Below are 21,605 nucleotides of genomic sequence, written 5' to 3'. Positions count from 1 at the left end.
ATGAGCAGAGGAATTCCCGCCCGCCCGACAGCGGTCGCCGCCGGCCTCGTCATGGCCGGACCGCGACTGCTGGCGCGCGGAGCGGCTCCGGCGGTCGGCGCGGCCGCCGGAGCCGCGGCGGGCACGGCCCGCGCCGGCGTACGCGGCGCGGACTTCGCCCTCCGGATGGCCCGGGTCGCCCGGGCGGCGGCCCCGGGCAGCACCCGCGACTGGCGTTCGGGAACCCGGGCCCACCTGGCCCTGCGCCCGCGGACAGAGGCGGAAGCCCCGTACGAGGAGGCACCGGAAGCCCCGTACGACGACGCAGCGGAAGCCCCGTACGACGCGGCGGAGCACCGGCACAAGACAGAGCCCCAGCACAAGACAGAGCCCCAGTCCACAGCAGTACCCACAGTCGGCACGCCCTCCCGCTCCCCCCTCACCGCCCGCACCGAACACCTCGCCCGCCGCGTCGCCGCGGCCCTCGCCGAGCACCCCGACGTGGCGCTCGCGTACTGGGACAGTGGGCTGGAGCGGCTGGTCGTGGTGGCGGTCGAGGACGCCGTCAGTGATGACGTGATGGAGCGGGCGTCGGCGCTCGCCGAGCGGCACGGGCTGGTCCCCGGCCACGTCGACGACGTGGAAGAGCTCACGCACCCCGGTGATCCGGCCTCCGTGCGGACCGCGGCCCTGGCGATCGGGGCCGACGCGCTGGGTACCGTGGCCGCCGTCACCGCGTCCACGCTGCGGCTGCCGCCCTCGCCCCGGCTGGTGACGGCGACGGTGACCCTGCTGCGGGAGAACCCCCGCTTCCGTTCCTGGCTGCGGGGGTGGCTCGGCGACTCCCGGATGGACGTGGTGCTGGCCGCCGCCAACGCGGTCGTGCACGGCGCCGGCCAGACCCCCACCTCGCTGCTGCTCGACGGCTCCCTGCGCACCTGCCAGTTCGGGGAGGCGCTCGCCCGTACGGCCACCTTCGAGACCGTGCACGACCAGCTGTGCGCACCGGACCGGCACAGCGTCCCGGCGACCCCCGCGCAGCGCCCCGCGCTGCGGACCTCGCCCGCGCAGGAGTACGCCGCCCACGCCTCCACCGGCAGCGTCCTGGGCGCCGTCGCCGCGCTGCTCGTCAAGCACGACATCGCCGAGGCCGCCGAGGCGGTGCTGGCCGGCTCGCCCAAGGCCGCCCGGTACGGCCCCGCCGCCTTCCACGCCGTCCTGAGCGGCGCCCTGTCGGGGACGGGTGTGCTGGTGCGCGACCCGGAGCGGCTGCGGCAGCTGGAGATGGCCGGCACCGTCGTCCTCCACCCGAGCGCGCTGCTCACCCCCGGCGCCGGGGCGGACCCCTGGACCGAGGCCGTCCTCGACGCGGCCCGCCGGGCCGGGCTGCGGGTCGTGGTCGTGGACGACCCCGCGCTCGCCGACTTCACCGGCCTCGCCGACCAGGTGGTCGGCGCCGAACGGCCGCTCGGCGAGGTGGTGGACGAACTGCGCGCCGAGGGCGGTGGTGTCCTCACGGTCGCCCGGCCCCGCCCGCACGACGACACCGACGTCACCGAAGGACTCCTGCGCGGTGACGTGGCCGTCGCCCTCACCGACGCGGACAGCCAGGTGGTGTGGGGCGCGGACGTCCTGGCCCCGCACGGCCTGACCGACGTATGGCGGCTGCTGACCGCCGTACCGGTGGCCCGCGCGGTCGGCCGCCGGTCGCAGACCCTCGCCCGGTCCGGCGCCGCGCTGTCCGGGCTGCTGGTGGCCGTCGGCGAGTCCGGCAGGGGCAGGGGCAGGGGCAGGGGCAGGAGCCGGGGCCGGGGCCGGGGCAACGGTATGCAGCTGCTGCTGCCCGGCTTGCGGCACGCGCCCGTCGACATCGCCGCGACGGCGGCCCTGTACACCGGGGCCCGCGCCGCCCTCCGCGTGGCGCTGACGCGCGCCCCGCACCCCAGGCCCCGGGTCTCCTGGCACGCCCTGGACCCGGACGAGGTGCAGGACCGGCTGGAGCACGAGGCACCCCCGGAGACGACCGCCGTCGAGCAGACGGTCGCCCGTGTCCGCACGGCCGCCGACAGCGTCGTACGCCTGCCCGCGCTGGCCCCCGTGCGGGGGACGCTGCAACTCGCCCGGGCCGTACGGAACGAACTCGATGATCCCCTCACCCCGGTCCTGGCGGTCGGATCGGCCGCGTCGGCGATCCTCGGGTCGGCCGTGGACGCCCTGCTGGTCCTCGGCGCCCTCGACCTGAACGCCCTGGTCGGCGGGGTCCAGCGGCTGCGGGCCGAGCGGGCGCTGTCCGGGCTGCTGGCGCAGCAGAAGCAGAAGGCGCGGGTCGCGGACTCCCCTGAGGAGACCCATGTCGTGGACGCCGCCAAGCTCAGCACCCGCGACGTCGTCGACCTCCAGGCCGATGACGTGGTCCCGGCCGACGCCCGGCTGCTGTGGGAGGACGGCCTGGAGGTGGACGAGTCCGCGCTGACCGGCGAGTCCCTGCCGGTGGACAAGGGCATGGACCCGGCCCCGCGCGCCCCCGTCGCCGAACGGCAGTGCATGGTCTTCGAGGGGACGACCGTGGTGGCCGGACGCGCCCAGGCGGTCGTCGTGGACACCGGCGACCGCACCGAGGCCGCCCGGGCCGTCGCCCTCGCCGCCCGGGTCCCGCCGGCCGGCGGAGTGCAGGCCCGGCTGCAGGAACTCACCCGCAAGGCCATGCCGTTGACGATGGCGGGCGGCGCCGCCGTGACCGGCCTGTCGCTGCTGCGGGGTACGCCGATCCGGCAGGCGGTGAGCGGTGGCGTGGCCGTCGCGGTGGCCGCCGTACCGGAAGGGCTGCCGCTGGTGGCCACGGTGGCGCAGTTGGCCGCCGCCCGCCGGCTCAGCGGCCGCGGAGTCCTCGTCCGCGCCCCGCGCACGCTGGAGGCGCTGGGGCGGATGGACACCATCTGCTTCGACAAGACCGGCACCCTGACCGAGAACCGGCTGCGCCTGGTGCGCGTGGCGGACGCGGACGGCACGGTCCACACGCCGGCCGAGCCCGGCGCGGACGGCCCGCTGCGGACCGGGGCCCGTGCCTGCCCCCAGCTCAACGGCGACTCGGCCAACGGCGACTCGGCCCGCCCCCCGCACGCCACCGACGAGGCCGTCCTGGACGCCGCCGGCCCCGACGAGGACTGGGAGCAGACCGAGGGCCTGCCCTTCGAGGCGGGCCGCGGGTACGCCGCCGCCGTCGGCCGGGCCGGGGACGGATCCCCCGTCCTGGTCGTCAAGGGCGCCCCCGAGACCGTCCTGCCCGCCTGCGCCGGACTCCCCTCCCCTGTCTCCGACCGGGCCCACTCCCTGGCCGGCGACGGGCTGCGGATCCTCGCGGTGGCCCGGCGCCCGCTGGACGAGGGGGAGTCGGCGACGGACGTCCTCGAAGAGCCCCTGCGCGGGCTGGAGTTCGCCGGGCTCCTCGCCCTTGCCGACGTGGCCCGCGAGTCGTCCCCGGCGCTGGTGCGGGGGCTGCGGGAGGCGGGCGTACGGCCGGTCGTGCTGACCGGCGACCACCCGCAGACCGCCCGTGCCATCGCCGCCGACCTGGGCTGGCCTCAGGACGCGAGCGTGGTCACCGGCGACGAACTCGCCGCCGCCGACCGCTCGGCCCGTGCCCGGATGCTGCGGGACGCCGACGTGGTGGCCCGGGTCGCGCCGGAGCAGAAGCTCATGGTCGTCGAGGCCCTGCGGGACGCCGGCCGGGTCGTCGGCATGGTCGGCGACGGCGCCAACGACGCGGCCGCCATCCGTGCCGCCGACGTCGGCGTGGGCATCCAGGCCCGCGGCTCGGCCGCCGCCCGGAACGCCGCCGACCTCGTCCTCACCGACGACGACATGACGGTCCTCATCGAGGCGGTCCGTGAAGGCCGCGCTCTGTGGCACAGCGTCGCCGACGCCATCGCGATCCTGATCGGCGGCAACGCGGGCGAGGTCGCCTTCGGCATCGTCGGCACTCTCCTGTCGGGCGCCGCGCCCCTGTCCACCCGCCAGATGCTCCTGGTCAACCTGTTCACGGACCTGTTCCCGGCGATGGCGGTCGCGGTGACACCGACCCGGCAGGAGGAGGAACCCGACGACGCGGGACCGGGCGCACCGCTCGCCACCTCCGTGCTGGGCGCCCCGCTGATCCGCCAGATCCGCCACCGCGCCCTCACCACCTGCCTCGGCGCGACCGTCGCCTGGCTCGTGGGCCGCTTCACCCCGGGCACGGCCCGCCGTTCGACGACGATGGCCCTCTGCGCGGTGGTGGGCACCCAGCTGGCCCAGACCCTGGCCGACCGCCGCGGCAGCACCCTGGTCCAGATCACGTCCCTGGGCTCGGCCGTCGCGCTGGTGGCGCTGGTCGAGACACCGGGCGTGAGTCAGCTCTTCGGCTGCACGCCGCTGGGCCCGGTGGCCTGGGCAGGAGTGGCGGCGTCCATCACGTCGGCCCTGGCGGGGCAGCGTGCACTGCCGACGGTGGAGGAGGCACTTGTCAGGCGGTGGCCTGGGCTGGCTACGAAACTGGGGTGAGAGGGGTGGCCGCAGGACTGCGGGCCCTGGGCTGAGCGGGTGCCCGCTCGGCGGACCGGCCGAACGGTGTGCCCGTTCGGCCGGTCCGGCCGCAGGTCCAGCCCCTACGGCGATCAGACACGCACGCCCGCGGCCTGACGTACCTCCGAGGAGTCCAGCCGCTCAGCCGTCCGCTCCGCGGTCCGCCGAGCCCAGGTCCCGCTGGTCAGCGCCCCCAGTACCAGGACCGCGAGTCCGCACCCCGCGAGGATCCAGTACCCCGGCCCGGCGGCGGAGACGAACACCTCACGGTACGAGGACGTACCGATCCCCGCCGCCAGCACCGCCCCGATCACCGCGACGCCCAGGGTCTGCCCGAGCTGTCGGCTGGTGGAGGCGACGGCCGCGGCCACGCCGGCCTGAGCGCGCGGCATCCCCGAGACCGCCGTGTTGGTGATCGGCGCGTTGACGAAACCGAAGCCGATCCCGAACAGCGCGTATCCGGCGAACAGTGTGCCGTCGGACGTCACGGCGTCGAACGCGGCGAACAGCACCCCGCTCGCCGTCATGCCGACCCCGGCGATCAGCAGCGGAACCCGCGGACCGATCGTGCCGACCAGCCGCCCGGACAGCGGTGCGCACAGGAACACCGGGACGGCCATCGGCAGCATCCACAACCCCGCGTGCAGCGCGTCCAGACCCCGCACGTTCTGCAGATACAGCGTGGACAGGAACAGGAATCCGCCCAGCGCGGCGAACCCGCAGATCGCGATCACCGTCGCCCCGCTGAACGGCGCCGACCGGAAGAACCGCAGATCGATGAGCGGCTCGTCCCGCCGGGGCTCGTACCAGATCAGCCCCGCCAGCGCGGCCAGCGCGACCGTGGCGAAGGGCAGCACCGTGGCCGGGCCCGCGGTCGGCGCCTCGATGATCGCGTACGTCAGCGCCCCGAACAGCGCGATCACCAGGACCTGGCCCACCGGGTCGGGGCGCCGGGCCTTGGGCGCGCGGGACTCGGGGACGTAGCGCAGGGTGAGCAGGAGCGCGGCGAGGCCCACCGGCAGGTTGACCCAGAAGATCGAGCGCCAGCCGACCGAATCCACGAGCAGTCCGCCGATCAGCGGCCCGGCGGCCATGGAGATGCCGACCACCGCGCCCCAGGCGCCGATCGCCCGTGCCCGCTCGCGGGGGACGGTGAAGGTGTTGGTGATGATCGACATGGCGACCGGGTTCAGCATCGAACCGCCCACCGCCTGGACCATCCGGAAGGCGACCAGCGCCTCCAGGTTCGGCGCGAGGGAGCACAGCACCGAACCGAGGGTGAAGACGACCAGCCCCGCCACAAACACCCGCTTGCGGCCGAGCCGGTCGGCGGTGGAACCGGCGAGCATCAGCAACGCGGCGAGGACCAGGGTGTAGGCGTCGATCGTCCACTGCAGTCCGGCCGTGCTCGCGCCCAGCTCCTTCTGCATGGAGGGCAGGGCGACATTCAGGATGGTGTTGTCGAGGCTCACGATCAGCAGGCTCATACAGCAGATCGCGAGCACCAGCATGCGGCGACGGGGGCTGAGCTCGGGCATGCGCACCAGCCTACGTCGACTTCAATAGTGTGTCTAACTAATGACCGCCGTATGGGTCATTGCCCGGCCACCCCTCGGCGTGCGTGACAATGGGGCAATGCCCACGATCGCGCCCACGACCAGCACGCCCCTGCAGATCGGCCCGCACACCGTGCAGCCGCCGGTCGTCCTCGCCCCCATGGCCGGGATCACCAACGCGCCCTTCCGCACCTTGTGTCGTGAGTTCAGCGGTGGCAAAGGCCTGTTCGTCAGCGAGATGATCACGACCCGGGCGCTGGTCGAACGCAACGAGAAGACCATGCAGCTGATCCGCTTCGACGCGACCGAGAAGCCGCGCTCGATCCAGCTGTACGGCGTGGACCCGGCGACCGTCGGCAAGGCCGTCCGGATGATCGCGGAAGAGCACCTCGCCGACCACATCGACCTGAACTTCGGCTGCCCGGTCCCGAAGGTGACCAGGAAGGGCGGCGGCTCCGCGCTGCCGTACAAGCGCAACCTGCTGCGGGCGATCCTGCGCGAGGCCGTCAGCGGCGCCGGTGACCTGCCCGTCACCATGAAGATGCGCAAGGGCATCGACGACGACCACATGACCTACCTCGACGCCGGCCGCATCGCCGTCGAGGAGGGCGTGACGGCCATCGCGCTGCACGGCCGCACCGCCGCCCAGCACTACGGCGGCACCGCCGACTGGGAGGCCATCGCCCGGCTGAAGGAGCACGTACCGGAGATCCCCGTGCTCGGCAACGGCGACATCTGGTCGGCCGAGGACGCGCTGCGCATGGTGCGGGAGACCGGCTGCGACGGCGTGGTCGTGGGGCGCGGATGCCTGGGGCGGCCGTGGCTGTTCGCGGACCTGGTCGCGGCCTTCGAGGGGCGTACGGAGGCCATCGCGCGGCCCTCCCTCCGCGAGGTCGCCGACGTCATGGTCCGGCACGCCACCCTGCTCGGCGAGTGGATGGGCGACGAGGCCCGCGGGGTCATCGACTTCCGTAAGCACGTGGCCTGGTACCTGAAGGGCTTCGCGGTCGGCTCGGAGATGCGCAAGCGGCTCGCGATCACCTCCTCGCTGCAGGAACTGCGGTCCGGGCTGGACGAGTTGGACCTCCACCAGCCCTGGCCGTCCGGCGCCGACGGGCCCCGCGGCCGTACGTCCGGCAACAACCGGGTGGTGCTGCCGGACGGCTGGCTGAAGGACCCGTACGACTGCGCGGGGATCAGCGAGGACGCGGAGCTGGACACTTCCGGGGGCTGACGGGAACCCCCGACGGCTGACGGGGCACCTTCCGGGGGGCTGACTGGACACCCCGGGGGCTTAACCGCCCATGAGGGGGATGGTCAGTCCTTGGACGGGTGGGGTGTCGAGCCGTACGCCGTCAGGAAGCGGTCGCGGAACGCACTCATCTTCCACACCGGCGCGTTCTTGGCGGGCTTCAGCCCCTCCGTCCAGTTCCACCCGGCGACCTTGTCGAGGACCTTCGGGTCCCTCGCGACGATCGAGACGGGCACGTCACGGCTGGCGTGGTTGCCGCTGACCCGGGCGATCGGCTGGTGGTCGCCGAGGAAGACGAGGACGGTGTCGTCGGTGCCGTAGCGCTCCAGCCACTGGGTGAGGCTGGTCACGGAGTACTGGATCGACTTGCCGTACTCCTGCTTGGAGCGGGTGGAGTCGGTGAGGATGTCCGACGGTTTGGTGCCGGCCCGCTGGATCGGCCCGAACACCGAGCCGTCGCCGAGCTCGTCCCAGCCGACCATCTTCGGGATGGGCGACCAGGGCTGGTGGCTGGAGGTCAGGATGATCTCCGACATCAGCGGCTTGTCGCGTTTCTTGCTGTGCTCCAGCTTCTGGAACGCCTCCAGCGCGTACTGGTCCGGCATGGTCGACCAGCTGAACTTCGGGCCCTTGTAGCCCATCTGGAAGGCGTTGTAGACCTTGTCGAGGCCGTAGAAACTCTGCTCCGGCCACCCCTTCTGCACACCGGGCATCACCCCGACGGTGTCCCAGGCACCGGTCTTCTTGAACGCCTTGGTGAGGCTGAGATGGTCGCTGGACATCACGGTCCGGTAGCGCTGCTGGTTGTCGATCCACAGGCCGGACAGGGAGGTGGAGTGGCCGAGCCAACTGCTGCCGCCGTAGGTCGCCGAGGTCAGCCAGCCGCTTTTGGCGTGGAAACCGGCCTTGTCCAGCGCCGCGGTTCCGGCCTCCAGCGTCCTGTCGACGCCGGGTGCGATGCCCGGGTCCTCGATCGCGCTGCGGCCGTAGCTCTCGATGAAGGTGAAGATCATGTCCTTGCCGCGCAGGTCCGGCACCAACTGGTCGGCGGGCGTGTTGCCGAACTGGTCGGCCTTGGCCTCCTTCTGGAACGCCGCCTCGTCCCGCACGGTGTCAACGACCCGCCCCGCCTGCACCTTCAGGGTGCCGGCGGACCGGTCGGAGGCGATCGGCACGCCGTTGAACTGGAGGCCCAGGGTGGCGCAGGTGATCCAGACGGTGCCGGCGACCAGGGTGGCCCGGGTGGCCGTCCGGGTGTCGCGCACGAGCAGGTTGCTCAGCCGGACCGTCGCCAGCGCCATGAGCACCAGCAGCAGGACGACGAGGACGACCGCGCCGACGGCGGCGGCGATGGCGGTCGTCCGGCCCATCGAGTCCTGGATGTACGCCTGCGCGTCGTCCAGCAGGACCCAGTCCAGGATCAGGTTGAAGCCCCGGCCGAGGTACTCCTGGAACCCCATGTCGAGGAAGTTCACGATCGTCAGCCCACCGAGGAGCGCCCCGCAGAGCGCCGCCAGGACCATCCGCGGCCGCCGCGGCAGCGCGAGCACCAGGGCCGCCCCGAGGATCGCCTCCGCCGGCAGCCGCGTGAACCGGTTGGGTTCCAGCGCGGCGATCCTGTTCGGCATCAGCAACGCCCCGTACACCAGGACGGCGGCGAGCACGGAGGTCGTCCAGTAGAGGGTGCGGGCGGCGGTGGAGTGACGGGTGCGCCAGGAACGCCAGTGGGCCAGGCGGGACGTCTGCGGCGCGGGCGCCCCGGACGCGGCGGCGGACGGCGACGAGGCTCTGAGGCGGGTCTTGGCGCCGGCGGAGGCGTCAGCGGCGGGGGCGTCACCGGCGGGAGGGGGCGGGGGGGCGTCGGGCGAAGCCTCGTCGGGCGTGGCCTGGTCGGGTGCGGTCTTGTCCTGAGTGGCCGCGTCCGGTGCGGTCTCGTCGGGCGCGGTCTCGTCCGATGCGGTCTCGTCGGGTGCGGTCTCGTCCGACGCTGTGTCGTCCGACGGCGCCTCGTCCGACGTCGCCTCGTCGGGCGAGCGCTTGTCGGTTACTGCTTCACCGGGCGCCGTCTTGTCGGTGGCGGCAGGGTCGGTGACGGCCGTGTCGGTGACGGCCGTGTCGGTTACCGCCGTGTCGGTGACGGCCGTGTCCGTCGCGGCCTCGGCCGGTGCCGCTTCGCTCGCCGGAGGGACGGAGGCATTGTTGTCGCCCGAGTCCGGCGGCTGGCGAAAGCGCGTGAAGACAGGCACCCGAAGGTCCTTCCGTACGAAGCCCGGTGGAGCGGCGGACCCGGCCCCCTTGGGGTCGGTATCCACCGCATTCCCGTACGGTTCGGCTCCGTCCGCTGTTCAGCCCTTTTGCCCACTGCTCGGCAAACACCGGGCAAATCACTGCCCAACCGGTCAGTCAGGCGCCCCCGACCGCCGTGAGCAGCGCCAGCGGTGCCGCCGCCGAGCGGGACTCCCGTACGCACGCGTGCGGGTAGGGGACCGGCTCCGCGTGGGTGTCGCGGCCGTAGCCCGCGAGGACCTCCGGGAGGCGGTGGCCGGTCGCCGTCGCCGCGTCGACCAGGGCGTGGGCGACCGTGCGGGCCTCGTCGTGCAGGCCGTAGCGGGCGAGCCCCAGGCTGATCAGCGCGTTGTCGTGCGGCCAGACGGAACCGCGGTGGTAGGAGAGCGGGTGGTACGCCGGTTGCCCCGAGGCGAGGGTGCGCACGCCCCAGCCCGAGAAGAAGTCCGGCGCCAGCAGCCGCCGGCCCACCTCCTCGCCGTACTCCTTGTCCAGCAGACCCGACCAGAGCAGATGGCCGGCGTCCGAGGCGAGCGCGTTCACCTGGCGGCCCTCGCCGTCCAGGGCCAGCGCGGGGAAGGAGCGGTCCGGCATCCAGAAGTCCCGCTGGAAGCGGTCGCGCAGATCACCGGCCGCCTGTTCGAGGAGCGCCGCGTACGTCGCGTCCTCCCACACCGTGCGCGCCAGCCACGCCGTGCGGAGCAGCGCGTCGTACGCGTATCCCTGGGCTCCCGCCGCCATCACCGGGCCACTCGCGCGGGTGCCGTCGGCCGAGCAGATGGCGCCGGGGGAGTCCTTCCAGTTCTGGTTGGCGAGGCCGCCCTGGTCGGCGCGGTAGACCAGATAGCCGCGGGAGGTGAGGCCCCCGTGGTCCAGCATCCAGCCGATCGCCGCGCGGGCGTGGGGTTCCAGGCGGCGGGCCGGACCGGTGTCCCCGGTGTGTTCGACGTACGCGCCGAGCAGGACGAGGAACAGCGGGGTCGCGTCCACCGAGCCGTAGTACCGGCCGAACGGCACCTGACCGAAGTGCGCCAGTTCACCGTGGCGCACCTCGTGCACGATCTTGCCGGGCTGGGCGACCGACTCCGGGTCGCTCTCCGTCGCCTGGGCGGCGGCGAGCGCGGCCAGGGTGGAGGCGGCCAGCTGCGGGCGGTAGGGCAACGCGAACAGCGAGGTCAGCAGGGCGTCCCGGCCCAGCAGGGTCAGGTACCAGGGGGCTCCCGCCGCCGGGACACGCAGTTCCTCGCCGTCCGGGCCGGTCGCCGGGACCTGGAGCGAGGCGAGGTCGGCGAGACCGCGCGCACAGGCCGCGGCCAGCTCCGGCCACCCGGTCGGGAAGGCGACGTCCTCCACGAACTCGCCCTCCAGAGCGAGGAGTTGCTCGTTCAGCGCCGCCGGGGAGCGCGGGACGCGCAGGGCCCGCCGGTCGCCGTGCGGGCGGGCCGTCACCCGCAGCGTCAGCTCCGCCGAACCGTGCGGCTCCAGCTCGAACGTCCAGACCAGGCGACGGGCCCCGGTGCCGGTTTCCTCGACGCCGTCCGGGACGGGCTCGGCCGTCACCGTCGTACAGGACCGCCACTCGCCGCGCTGGTAGGTGAACTCCACGCCGTTGTCGAGGACTTGACGGGAGCGAGTGGCGCCGATCTTGGTGTACGTGCGGTGGTCGGAGCGCAGTTCGAACTGGTCGGTGAAGTCGGCGTCCGCGGTGACCGCGAGGCGGACCGTCGTCGGCACCGGCCGGTTGCCGGCCACCCGCAACGACTCGACGAACGCGCCGTCCGAGACGGCCTGTTCGCGGAAGAGCGTGTACGCGGGCGGCTCCTGACGTCCGCCGCGCGGTACCAGTACACAGCGCGCGGTGTCCCCGTCGGCGACCGGCGACAGCGCCTCGGGCACCGCGCCGTCGACGGTCAGCTGCCACCGGCTGAGGTGCCGGGCGTCGCTCACGAACAAGCCGTCCGGGGAGCTGCCGCCCCGGACGCCGCTGATGTCCCCTCCATCGCCGACAGCGGCGAACGTCCCGCCGTGCACGAGCAGATGTTGCCGGTCCGTCATCCCCGGTCGCCTCCCTTGACTCCGTTGTCACCCTTGACTTCGTTGTCACCCACGACTCTGTTGTCACCCGCGGCGCCTGAATCGCCTACGTCGCTCACATCCCCTACGTCGCCCACATCCCCTAGGTCGCCCGCGTCGCTCACGCCATCCACAGCACTCACACCACTCACACCACTCGCGTCAGTCATGTCACTCATGCATGCCGAACGTGCGGAGGGCCGCCGGGGACACGTCGTCCCCGGGGCCTGTGTGCAGCAGGTCGAGGGTGAGCGCGGCGGTCCAGCTGAAGCCGGTCGTCCCACATGCCTCACCGGTGTACGGGTCGACGTACTCCGCGAAGTCGGTGGCGCCGGCGAGGTCCAGGGCCGCCGTCCGCAGCGCGTCGGCGCGGTCCCGCTCGCCGTGGGTGCGCAACCCGCGCTCCACCAGCCAGCTCGTGTTGAACCAGGCCGGCCCGCGCCAGTACCGGTGCGGGTCGAAGGCCTCGCCGAGCAGGTCGTAGCTCGGGACCAGGCGGGTGGTGTCACCGAGGCCGAAGTGCGCGCCGCCCAGGGTGCGCAGCAGCCCGGCGGTGACCTCCTGCGGCAGGTCCGGCAGCAGTAGCGGGACCAGCCCGGACACGCTCCGCTCGGGGATCAGCTCCCCGCCCCGCACATCCCGGCACCGGAACAGGCCCGCCACCGGGTCCCACAGCCGGTCCACGAGTGCCGCCGTCAGGCGTTCCGCACGCGTGCGCCGGGCCGTACCCGTCGCGCCCAGTTCCTCGGCGATCCGGGCGAGCGCGTGCTCGGAGGCGATGAGCAGGGCGTTGAAGGAGGGATCCTCCACCGCGAACTCGCTCACCCCGTCGACGTAGTCCTGATCCCGGTAGTCCGTCGCCAGTCGCACATACCGCCCGTAGTCCAGGTCCGTCGGCCGGTCCTCCGCCGCCCCGTGGTCGAGGTCCGCGCGTCGGAAGGAACGGGCCGGGGCGGGCGTGATCCGGGCGAGCGGGGCGTCCCAGCAGGGGCTGTTGTCCATACCCTGTTCCCAGGGGTGCACGACGGACGCGAGGGAGCCCCCGCCCAGGTCGCGCCGGTGCAGCAGATACCGGTGCCAGGCAGCGAGCCGGGGATACACCCGGGCGAGGAAGCCGCGCGCCCGGGACAGCCCCGGGTCGGCGCGGTGCACCAGCCAGGCCGCCAGTGCGTGCACCGGTGGCTGCACGATGCCGGAGGTCTGTGCGGTGCGCGGGGCGCCCGCAGCGCGCCCCGCGGTCGAGGAGCGCCAGAAGTCGGGGCTCGGGAAGTACGCGTCGAGCGGTACGGAGGGGTTGAAGACGATGTGCGGGATCCGGCCGTCGCCCCACTGGGCGTCGAGCAGTGTCTCCAGCTCCGTCTGTGCTCGTAACGGCGAGATGTGCCGTAGGCCGATCGCGATGAACGCGGAGTCCCAGGACCACTGGTGCGGATACAGACCGTGGGACGGCACCGTGGAGGTGCCGGTCCAGTTGCCGTCCAGCACACGGGCGGCCCTGGCGTGCAGGGAAGGTGCCGTGGGCGGTGAATGTGTCGGCGCGGTGAGACCGTATACAACGCTCCTCGGCGCGGTCCCGGATGCCGTTGCCTCACCATGGCCGGAAACGGGGGGTGAGGAAATGGTGCGTACCGGATCCAAGTGTCCTGTGTTGCGGGCGATGAGCTGCACTGCGCGATCCACTGAGGACTCCCCGAAGACGTACGGTCGACCGGTTCGGCAAAGGCTGCCGTAAGGTTACGTCTATTTAACACGCAAAACTCAATATGTAATGCAAGCTTGAGAAACACAAGGGGGTGCGCGCATGGTGCACGTGGCCGGGCGAGGTCAGGTAGGCGCCGGGGACCTGCTCGAACTGGTGCGCAGCGGTCGCGCCACGACCCGGGGTGCGCTCCAGCAGGCCACCGGCCTTTCGCGCGCCACCGTGGGGCAACGCCTCGACCGTCTCTTCCGCGCGGGCTGGCTGCGTGAGGGCGCCGGCGGCCCGGTCGACTCGCCCCTAGGCGGGCGTCCGTCCATCACGCTCGAGTTCGACGACGCCCACGCCGTCGTCCTCGCCGCCGACCTCGACACCCGGCACGCGCGCGCCGCGGTGCTCTCCCTGACCGGCGAGATCCTGGCCGAGCACGCCGGGACCCTGGTCATCGGGGACGGCCCCGACGCCGTACTCGGCGAACTCGGCCGCTGGTTCGCCGAGCTCCTGGAGAAGGCGGGCCACCGTGCGGACGAGGTCTGCGGCATCGGCCTCGCGGTGCCGGGGCCCGTCGACAGCAAGACCGGCCGGGTCGTCCAGCCGCCGATCATGCCCGGCTGGGACGGCTACGACATAACGAGCCGCCTGGCCAGAGCCTTCACCGAGCACACCGGGGCGGGCCCGGTGCCGGTGCTGGTCGACAACGACGCCAACCTCATGGCGTACGGCGAACAGCGCACGACGTGCCCCGACTGCTCGGCGTTCGTGCTGGTCAAGGTCTCGACCGGGATCGGCGCCGGGGTAGTCGTCGACGGCTCGGTCTACCGGGGCATCGACGGCGGCGCGGGCGACCTCGGCCACATCCGGGTCCCGGCGGGCGCCGAGGCGCTGTGCCGGTGCGGTTCCTACGGCTGTCTGGCCGCCGTCGCGAGCGGCGGTGCCGTGGCCCGGCGACTGGCGGAGACGGGGGTACCGGCGGCGTCGGGCTCGGACGTACGGGACCTCCTGGCGGCCGGCCACCCGGAGGCGGCGGCGCTCGCCCGGGAGGCGGGGCGGCAGATCGGGGACGTCCTGGCGACGGTCGTGACGCTGCTCAACCCCGGCGTTCTGATGATCGCGGGGGACCTGGCCGGCACCCCGTTCCTCACCGGCGTACGGGAACTGCTGTACCAGCGGGCGCTGCCCCGCTCCACGGCCCACCTGGAGGTGGTCATCTCGCGGCTGGGCGACCGGGCCGGGCTGGTCGGGGGCGGGGCGATGGTCGTGGAGCACCTGTACGCGCCCGGGCGGGTGGAGGAGCGACTGGCGGCGCTGGGTGTGTGAGGTGCGGTGCGGTTGGCGATGCCGTGCCGCGCCCCGGTGGGGGACGCTCGGCCGGATCTCCTTGGGCCACAGTGGCGTGGTCCATCTGGCTGCCCTCCGGGCGGCAGAGGCTGCAAGGTCTGCCTGAGGGACTCCGTGCACGCGCCTACGCCCGTGAGCTGATGCCTTCTCACTGACGCCAGGGTGGGATGTCGCCGTGCGGCTGTTCGCCGCTGGGTAGGGACAGGAGCAGCCCGAGGGGGTGGAGGCGGCTGAGGCGGATGACGGCTGCGGCGACGCCGCACAGGACGAAGAGCGCGATGAGGGTCCAGGCGATGCCGAGGGCGATGCAGGCGAGGGCCAGGCCTACGACAGCGGCGAGCAGGAGGGTGAAGCCCGCCGCTGTGGTGATCGCTTCGCGCAGGCGGCGGGTCCTGCTGTGCGTGCGTTCCCAGGTGGCGCCGGCGCCGGTCAGGAGGTCGATGAGTGCTTTGGTGTAGATCACGTTGAGGAACTGGTCGAAGAGGAGCTCGGGCACGATCATGACGGCCAGGAGCAGGGCCTTCCATCCGCCGCGTTTGGCGGCCCAGACGCGTTCGAAGGCGGCGATGGAGGTGATCGCGAGCCAGAACCACGGCCAGCCGGGGAAGCCCTTGGCGGCGGTGTAGTAGACCAGGACGGTGAGGAAGAAGGGGACGAAGGCCACGCTGAGGTAGGTGAGCAGTTGCCGGCAGACATAGGGCAGGGTGGCCCGGGTGGTGCCGTAGGCCTTGAGGTTGTCCAGGGCGCCGCGTTGCCAGCGCAGCCGCTGGTAGTACAGCCGGGACCAGGTGGGCATGAGTTCGGTGCCCACGATGCAGGCGCACGGTGACACGCAGCGGTAGCCGAGGTGTTTGAGTGCGAGGGTGAGTTCGTTGTCCTCGGTCAGTGACTCCACGTCGTAGACGTCCCGGCCTCGGGGCAGTGAGCCGTGGGCGCGGGCTTCGTGGACGTGGCGCAGGGCGTGGACGGGGAAGAGGGAGGCGGTGCCGGTCAGGACGTCGGCGCGGCCGTGGCGGCGGTGGAGTTCACGGGCGTAGCGCACGTACTCGTTGTTCTGGAGGTGGCAGACCAGGCCGTGCAGGGGGTGGCCGAAGAAGATGGCGCCGACGCCGCCGATGGGTGACTGGTCGGGTTCCTGGTGGCGCAGGCGCCGGGCTGCCTCGGCGATGAACTGGGGAGACAGCGAGGTGTCGGAGTCCATGACCATGACGGCGTCGTGGTCGCGCAGCTGCGGCAGCAGCCGGGCCAGGACCTGGTTGAGTGCGCCCGCCTTGTCCTGGGTGTTGCCGACCGTTTCGACGGCCTTGGCGCCGTGAGCGGTGCTGATCCGAGCGGTCCGGTCGGTGCAGCGGTCGGCGACCACGATGACCTCGTCCGGGGGCCTGGTCTGAGCCGCCAGGGACTCCAGGGTCTCGGCGATGAGCGCTTCCTCATTGTGGGCCGGTACCAGCACGACGATGCGTCCCGGTCCCGCGTGGCGCAGGTCCGGGATGTGCCCGGGCTTGGTGCGACCCTCCCGGGTGAGGTTCCTGGGCTGGCGCACGAAGGCAGGCCCGCGCGCCTGCTTGCGCGTCTGTCCCCGCGTCGGTCCGAACCGGCTCACCAGCGACTCCTCCACATCCCATGGCGCCAATCGGCGGGCCGGCGCCTTGAGGTCTCACCTACAGGATTCTGGCGCGGGGTCGCCCCGGCACGGGGGGTGCCTGGCCCGAACAGAGCAGCAGCCGTCCCCGATCGGAGGCTGCGGTGGGGGTCTGTCGGAGTACTCGGCAGCCCCGTAGCTCTGGCGCGCCGAAGAGACGAACCCGCTCTGCCGAGAGCGGTCACGGTCGGCGACCACTCTTCTCGGCGGACGCCGTCGCGGCGCGCGCGGTTGACGTGGCGTCATCACCACGGGTGAAGATTGACGCAGCAAAACCCTTTACGCGGTGCTTTCGTACAGTTACGTTAAGTGATGACGGCGAGTCGCCTCCTCATCGAGGCGCGTTGACCGAATGCGGCCACCCCCGATCCTGACCGGCTCGAACCGGCTCCATGTCCATTGACGGTGCCGCTTCGCCGCGGCCGAACTCCTCATAAGACCTCAGTTTTGAGTCGACTTATCGACTCGATGCGAACCTGAACGGAGATCATCATGGCCACCAGCTACTGGTTCAACGTCCTGGACTACGGAGCCACCGGCAACGGCGTCACCGACGACACCACCGCGATCCAAACCGCGATCAACGCGGTGCCCTCCTCCGGCGGAACGGTCGTCTTCCCCGCAGGCACCTACAAGATCTCCTCCGTCCTGGTGGCACGCTCCAACCTCATCCTGGAAGGCGTCAGTGACGGCTCGTCGGTGATCTCACAGAGCAGCACCACCGCCAACGGGCTGAGCGGCTCGGACATCACCCGGCTGACCATCCAGGATCTCACCTTCCAAGGCCCGGGCAGCGGCAGCGGCAAGGGCATCGTGCTCACGCGATCCGCCAACCCCGCGACCGTCTCACTGGCGTTCGCGCGGATGACCGTGAAGTTCTTCGGTGACAGCGGAATCGACCTCTCCAACCCGATCGTCTCCACGTTCGAAGGCGTGACCTCGGCCAACAACGGCAACCACGGCTGGAACATCCACGGGGTCTCCGGAGGCGCCGCAGGGACCAGCTGCTCGTTCACGTCCTGCTACGCCGACACCATCACCAACGCGGGCTTCCACATCGACACCATGGCCTACTGCTCCTTCGTCGGCTGCGCCGCCGACCACTGCGGCATCGGCTACGAGGTGACCGGCGTCGGCAGTCAGGGCATCAGCTTCACTGGATGCGGCGCCGAATCCGCGGTCAACCGCGGCACCGGATACAACGGCTACAGCTGGAAGATCAACGCCGCGATCGGTGTGGGCCTGTACAACTCCTTCACCTACAACAGCCCCAGCATCAGCATCTGGGTCACCGGCGCCGCACGAGCCGTCAGCATCCTCGGATTCGCCGAGAACACCCCCACCACCGCAGCGGTCAACTCGGTCACCGTCGACGCCGGGTGCTCGGCCACCCTCGGCGATGTCAGCAACGTGAAACCCCTGTCGCTGGCCGGCTACACCAACGTCATCAACGACACCGCCGGCGGCACGGTGGCCAGCGGCTTCGTCTACGGCTCGAACTCCGCCTACTACGAAGGCAACGTCTCCACCACCGCCTCCCCGACCTCGGCCGAACACCTGACGCGCAAGGACTACGTCGACGCGAAGGTCAACCCCGCCCCCGTCACCCTCACCGACGCCGCCACCATCGCCACCAACGCCGCACTGGGAAACCTCTTCCGCGTCACCCTCAAAGGCAACCGAACCCTGGGCACCCCCACCAACCCCACCGACGGACAACGCATCACTTGGGAACTCATCCAGGACGCAACCGGCAGCCGCGCCCTCATCCTCAGCTCCGCGTTCGCCCTGGGCACCACCATCTCCTCGACCACACTCACCACGACGCCGAACAAGCGCGACTTCCTCACCGCGATCTACAACGCCACCACCACCAAGTGGTACGTGATCAACTTCGTCAAAGGCTACTGACCGCCGGAGACCTGAAACCCCTGATCCTGGACAGCGGTCGTTCCGCTGCGAGGTCTTGCCCCGCCCCGCGTGTCAGCCGTGTCACCGTTGCAGCCGTGTCGGCCGTGTTTCCGGCCGGATACGGGTCCGGATTCCCGTCCGCATGGTGAAATCCCCGCGCCTGTGGCAGCGTGATTCTCGCCACCCTTGATAAGGGTCGCGCTCAGACGAGCGGATCATGAGCGACTGCACTTCTCCAAGGGGTGGCACTGAGTGCCACCACTTGATCGTTCATCGATCGAAATCAGACGTGCCGAGAGCTGCTCATAAGAGCGAAATCCGGGGTCTGTGGGTGGTGGTGCGTTCAGGAAGTGAAAACATCGGCCTGTCTCCGCTTGCCAAGCTTTGACTTTCGATCCGCTGGCGGACGAGTGGTTACAGGCACATGACGCGCAAGTGGATGTACCCATGTGCCTTCGATCTGGGTATGTTCCTCGCCATCAGGGCAGCCACCGCGGCCTCAAGGAGTCGAGACCCGTGTCGGAAAACAAAGATCCTCAGGCAGCTGAGCACGGCAAGAGCGTTGAGGGCGTGAAGTTCGTTTACGACTTCACCGAGGGCAACAAGGACCTCAAAGACCTCCTCGGCGGCAAGGGTGCCAACCTCGCCGAGATGACCAACCTCGGCCTTCCGGTCCCCCCGGGTTTCACCATCACCACCGAGGCCTGCCAGGTCTACCTGGACAGCGGCGAGGAGCCGGCGGCACTGCGTGACGAGGTGAGTGCGCACCTCGACGCGCTGGAGCAGCGCATGGGCAAGAAGCTGGGCCAGGCCGACGACCCGCTGCTGGTGTCGGTCCGCTCGGGCGCGAAGTTCTCGATGCCCGGAATGATGGACACGGTCCTCAACATCGGCCTCTCCGACAAGTCGGTGCAGGGCCTGGCCCGGCAGGCCGGGGACGAGCGCTTCGCCTGGGACTCCTACCGCCGCCTCATCCAGATGTTCGGCAAGACGGTCCTCGGCGTCGAGGGCGACCTCTTCGAGGACGCGCTGGAGGCGGCGAAGGCGGCCAAGAAGGTCACGGTCGACACCGAGCTGGAGGCCGCGGACCTCAAGAAGCTGGTCGCCAAGTTCAAGAAGATCGTCAAGACCCAGGCCGGCCGGGACTTCCCGCAGGGCCCCCGCGAGCAGATGGACCTCGCGATCAAGGCGGTCTTCGACTCCTGGAACACCGACCGCGCCAAGCTCTACCGCCGCCAGGAGCGCATCCCGGGCGACCTGGGCACGGCCGTCAACGTCTGCTCGATGGTCTTCGGCAACCTCGGCCCCGACTCGGGCACGGGGGTGGCGTTCACCCGCGACCCGGCCTCCGGACACCAGGGCGTGTACGGCGACTACCTGCAGAACGCCCAGGGCGAGGACGTGGTGGCCGGCATCCGCAACACGGTCCCGCTGGCGGAGCTGGAGACGATCGACAAGAAGTCGTACGACCAGCTGATGCAGATCATGGAGACCCTGGAGAACCACTACAAGGACCTCTGCGACATCGAGTTCACCATCGAGCGCGGTCAGCTGTGGATGCTCCAGACCCGCGTCGGCAAGCGCACGGCGGGCGCGGCCTTCCGTATCGCCACCCAGCTCGTCGACCAGGGCCTCATCGACGAGGCGGAGGCACTCCAGCGCGTGACGGGCGCCCAGCTCGGCCAGCTGATGTTCCCCCGCTTCGACGAGGAAGCGAAGGTCCAGCAGGTCGGCCGGGGCATCGCGGCGTCGCCGGGTGCGGCGGTCGGCAAGGCGGTCTTCGACTCGTACACCGCAGTGAAGTGGTCCCGTTCCGGCGAGAAGGTCATCCTGGTCCGCCGCGAGACCAACCCCGACGACCTGGACGGCATGATCGCGGCGGAGGGCATCCTGACCTCGCGCGGCGGCAAGACCTCCCACGCGGCCGTGGTCGCGCGCGGCATGGGCAAGACGTGCGTGTGCGGCGCGGAGGAGCTCGAGGTCGACACCAAACGCCGTCGGATGACGGTGCCGGGCGGACACGTGGTGGAGGAGGGCGACCTCATCTCCATCGACGGGTCGTCGGGCAAGGTCTACCTGGGCGAGGTCCCGGTGGTCCCGTCCCCGGTCGTCGAGTACTTCGAGGGCCGGATGCACGCGGGCGCCAACGACGCCGACGAACTCGTCGAGGCCGTGCACCGGATCATGGCGTTCGCCGACCGCAAGCGGCGCCTGCGGGTGCGCGCCAACGCGGACAACGCCGAGGACGCACTGCGGGCACGGCGCTTCGGCGCCCAGGGCATCGGCCTGTGCCGTACGGAGCACATGTTCCTGGGCGACCGGCGCGAACTGGTCGAGCGTCTCATCCTGGCCGACACGGAGGTGGAGCGCGAGGAGTCCCTCAAGGCGCTGCTCCCCCTCCAGAAGCAGGACTTCGTGGAGCTGTTCTCCGCGATGGACGGCCTCCCGGTGACGGTGCGTCTCCTGGACCCGCCGCTGCACGAGTTCCTCCCCGACATCACGGAACTGTCGGTCCGCGTCGCCCTGGCGGAGTCCCGCCAGGAGCCGCACGAGAACGAACTGCGCCTGCTCCAGGCCGTCCACCGCCTGCACGAGCAGAACCCGATGCTGGGCCTGCGGGGCGTGCGCCTCGGCCTGGTCATCCCCGGCCTGTTCACCATGCAGGTCCGCGCCATCGCGGAGGCGGCGGCGGAACGCAAGGCGGCGAAGGGCGACCCGCGCGCCGAGATCATGATCCCGCTGGTGGGCACGGTCCAGGAGCTGGAGATCGTCCGCGAGGAGGCGGACCAGGTCGTCGCGGAGGTCGAGGCGGCGACGGGCACGCACCTGAAGCTGGCCATCGGCACGATGATCGAACTCCCGCGGGCCGCGCTGACCGCCGGTCAGATCGCGGAGGCGGCCGAGTTCTTCTCCTTCGGCACGAACGACCTGACCCAGACGGTGTGGGGCTTCAGCCGGGACGACGTGGAGGCCTCCTTCTTCACGGCGTACCTGGAGAAGGGCATCTTCGGCGTCTCCCCGTTCGAGACCATCGACCGGGACGGGGTAGGCGCCCTGGTGAAGCTGGCGGTCGAGGCCGGCCGCGCGACCCGCCCCGACCTGAAGCTCGGCGTCTGCGGCGAACACGGCGGCGACCCGGAGTCCGTCCACTTCTTCCACGAGGTGGGACTGGACTACGTCTCCTGCTCACCGTTCCGGATCCCGGTGGCGCGGTTGGAGGCGGGGCGAGCGGCTTCGTCGTCGAACGGGAGCGATCACCGGTAGGTGCGGGTGCCCCGTGGGCGCGGACCCCTGGTGGGCGCGGACCTCTGG

9 protein-coding genes and 1 pseudogene are annotated in these 21,605 nt (G+C 71.5%); 5 read left to right on the top strand and 5 right to left on the bottom strand.

Features of this window, described 5'->3' with window-relative positions; translation table 11 throughout:
• The gene (locus tag M2271_RS27040; protein ID WP_280889933.1) at window positions 1-4,518 is read left to right on the top strand and encodes a cation-translocating P-type ATPase; all 4,518 of its coding nucleotides are present in this window, start codon (window positions 1-3) and stop codon (window positions 4,516-4,518) included.
• A 113-nt stretch (window positions 4,519-4,631) separates the two neighbouring features.
• Here the strand turns inward: M2271_RS27040 and M2271_RS27035 are convergent, their stop codons facing one another.
• Window positions 4,632-6,077, bottom strand: a complete 1,446-nt coding sequence (locus M2271_RS27035) for an MFS transporter (protein ID WP_280889932.1) — start codon at window positions 6,075-6,077, stop codon at window positions 4,632-4,634.
• Between the two features lie 97 nt (window positions 6,078-6,174).
• On the opposite strand from M2271_RS27035, the gene dusB reads away from it, so the two are divergent.
• Window positions 6,175-7,329, top strand: coding sequence for a tRNA dihydrouridine synthase DusB (dusB, locus tag M2271_RS27030; protein WP_280889931.1), 1,155 nt, complete (start codon window positions 6,175-6,177; stop codon window positions 7,327-7,329).
• 83 nt (window positions 7,330-7,412) lie between these two features.
• Here the strand turns inward: dusB and M2271_RS27025 are convergent, their stop codons facing one another.
• From M2271_RS27025 to M2271_RS27015, 3 genes and pseudogenes are all read right to left on the bottom strand, one after another.
• Entirely contained in the window at window positions 7,413-9,080 is a 1,668-nt protein-coding gene (locus tag M2271_RS27025; RefSeq protein ID WP_280890014.1) for a CDP-alcohol phosphatidyltransferase, read from the bottom strand.
• A gap of 670 nt (window positions 9,081-9,750) precedes the next feature.
• Window positions 9,751-11,688 carry a glycogen debranching N-terminal domain-containing protein gene (locus tag M2271_RS27020; protein WP_280889930.1) on the bottom strand — a complete coding sequence of 646 codons (1,938 nt, stop codon included), beginning with the start codon at window positions 11,686-11,688 and terminating at the stop codon, window positions 9,751-9,753.
• 189 nt (window positions 11,689-11,877) lie between these two features.
• Window positions 11,878-13,218 (bottom strand): annotated as a pseudogene (locus M2271_RS27015) (hypothetical protein); the annotation flags it as partial.
• A gap of 298 nt (window positions 13,219-13,516) precedes the next feature.
• Between M2271_RS27015 and M2271_RS27010 the strand changes: the two are divergent.
• Complete coding sequence (locus M2271_RS27010; RefSeq protein WP_280890012.1) at window positions 13,517-14,719, top strand: ROK family protein; 1,203 nt, start codon at window positions 13,517-13,519, stop codon at window positions 14,717-14,719.
• 169 nt (window positions 14,720-14,888) lie between these two features.
• On the opposite strand, the gene M2271_RS27005 is transcribed toward M2271_RS27010, so the two are convergent.
• A complete protein-coding gene (locus tag M2271_RS27005; RefSeq protein ID WP_280889929.1) occupies window positions 14,889-16,343 on the bottom strand; it encodes a glycosyltransferase family 2 protein in 1,455 nt (484 codons plus the stop codon).
• Window positions 16,344-16,874: 531 nt separating this feature from the next.
• On the opposite strand from M2271_RS27005, the gene M2271_RS27000 reads away from it, so the two are divergent.
• Both M2271_RS27000 and ppdK read left to right on the top strand, forming a co-directional pair.
• Window positions 16,875-18,293, top strand: a complete 1,419-nt coding sequence (locus M2271_RS27000; RefSeq protein ID WP_280889928.1) for a glycosyl hydrolase family 28-related protein — start codon at window positions 16,875-16,877, stop codon at window positions 18,291-18,293.
• Window positions 18,294-18,863: 570 nt separating this feature from the next.
• Complete coding sequence (ppdK, locus tag M2271_RS26995) at window positions 18,864-21,557, top strand: pyruvate, phosphate dikinase (protein WP_280890011.1); 2,694 nt, start codon at window positions 18,864-18,866, stop codon at window positions 21,555-21,557.
• Window positions 21,558-21,605: the final 48 nt, after the last annotated feature.

The organism is Streptomyces sp. LBL (assembly GCF_029893585.1).
GTDB lineage: Bacteria > Actinomycetota > Actinomycetes > Streptomycetales > Streptomycetaceae > Streptomyces.
Note: the sequence above shows the minus strand (reverse complement) of the source record. Positions and strands in the feature narration are given on the sequence as shown.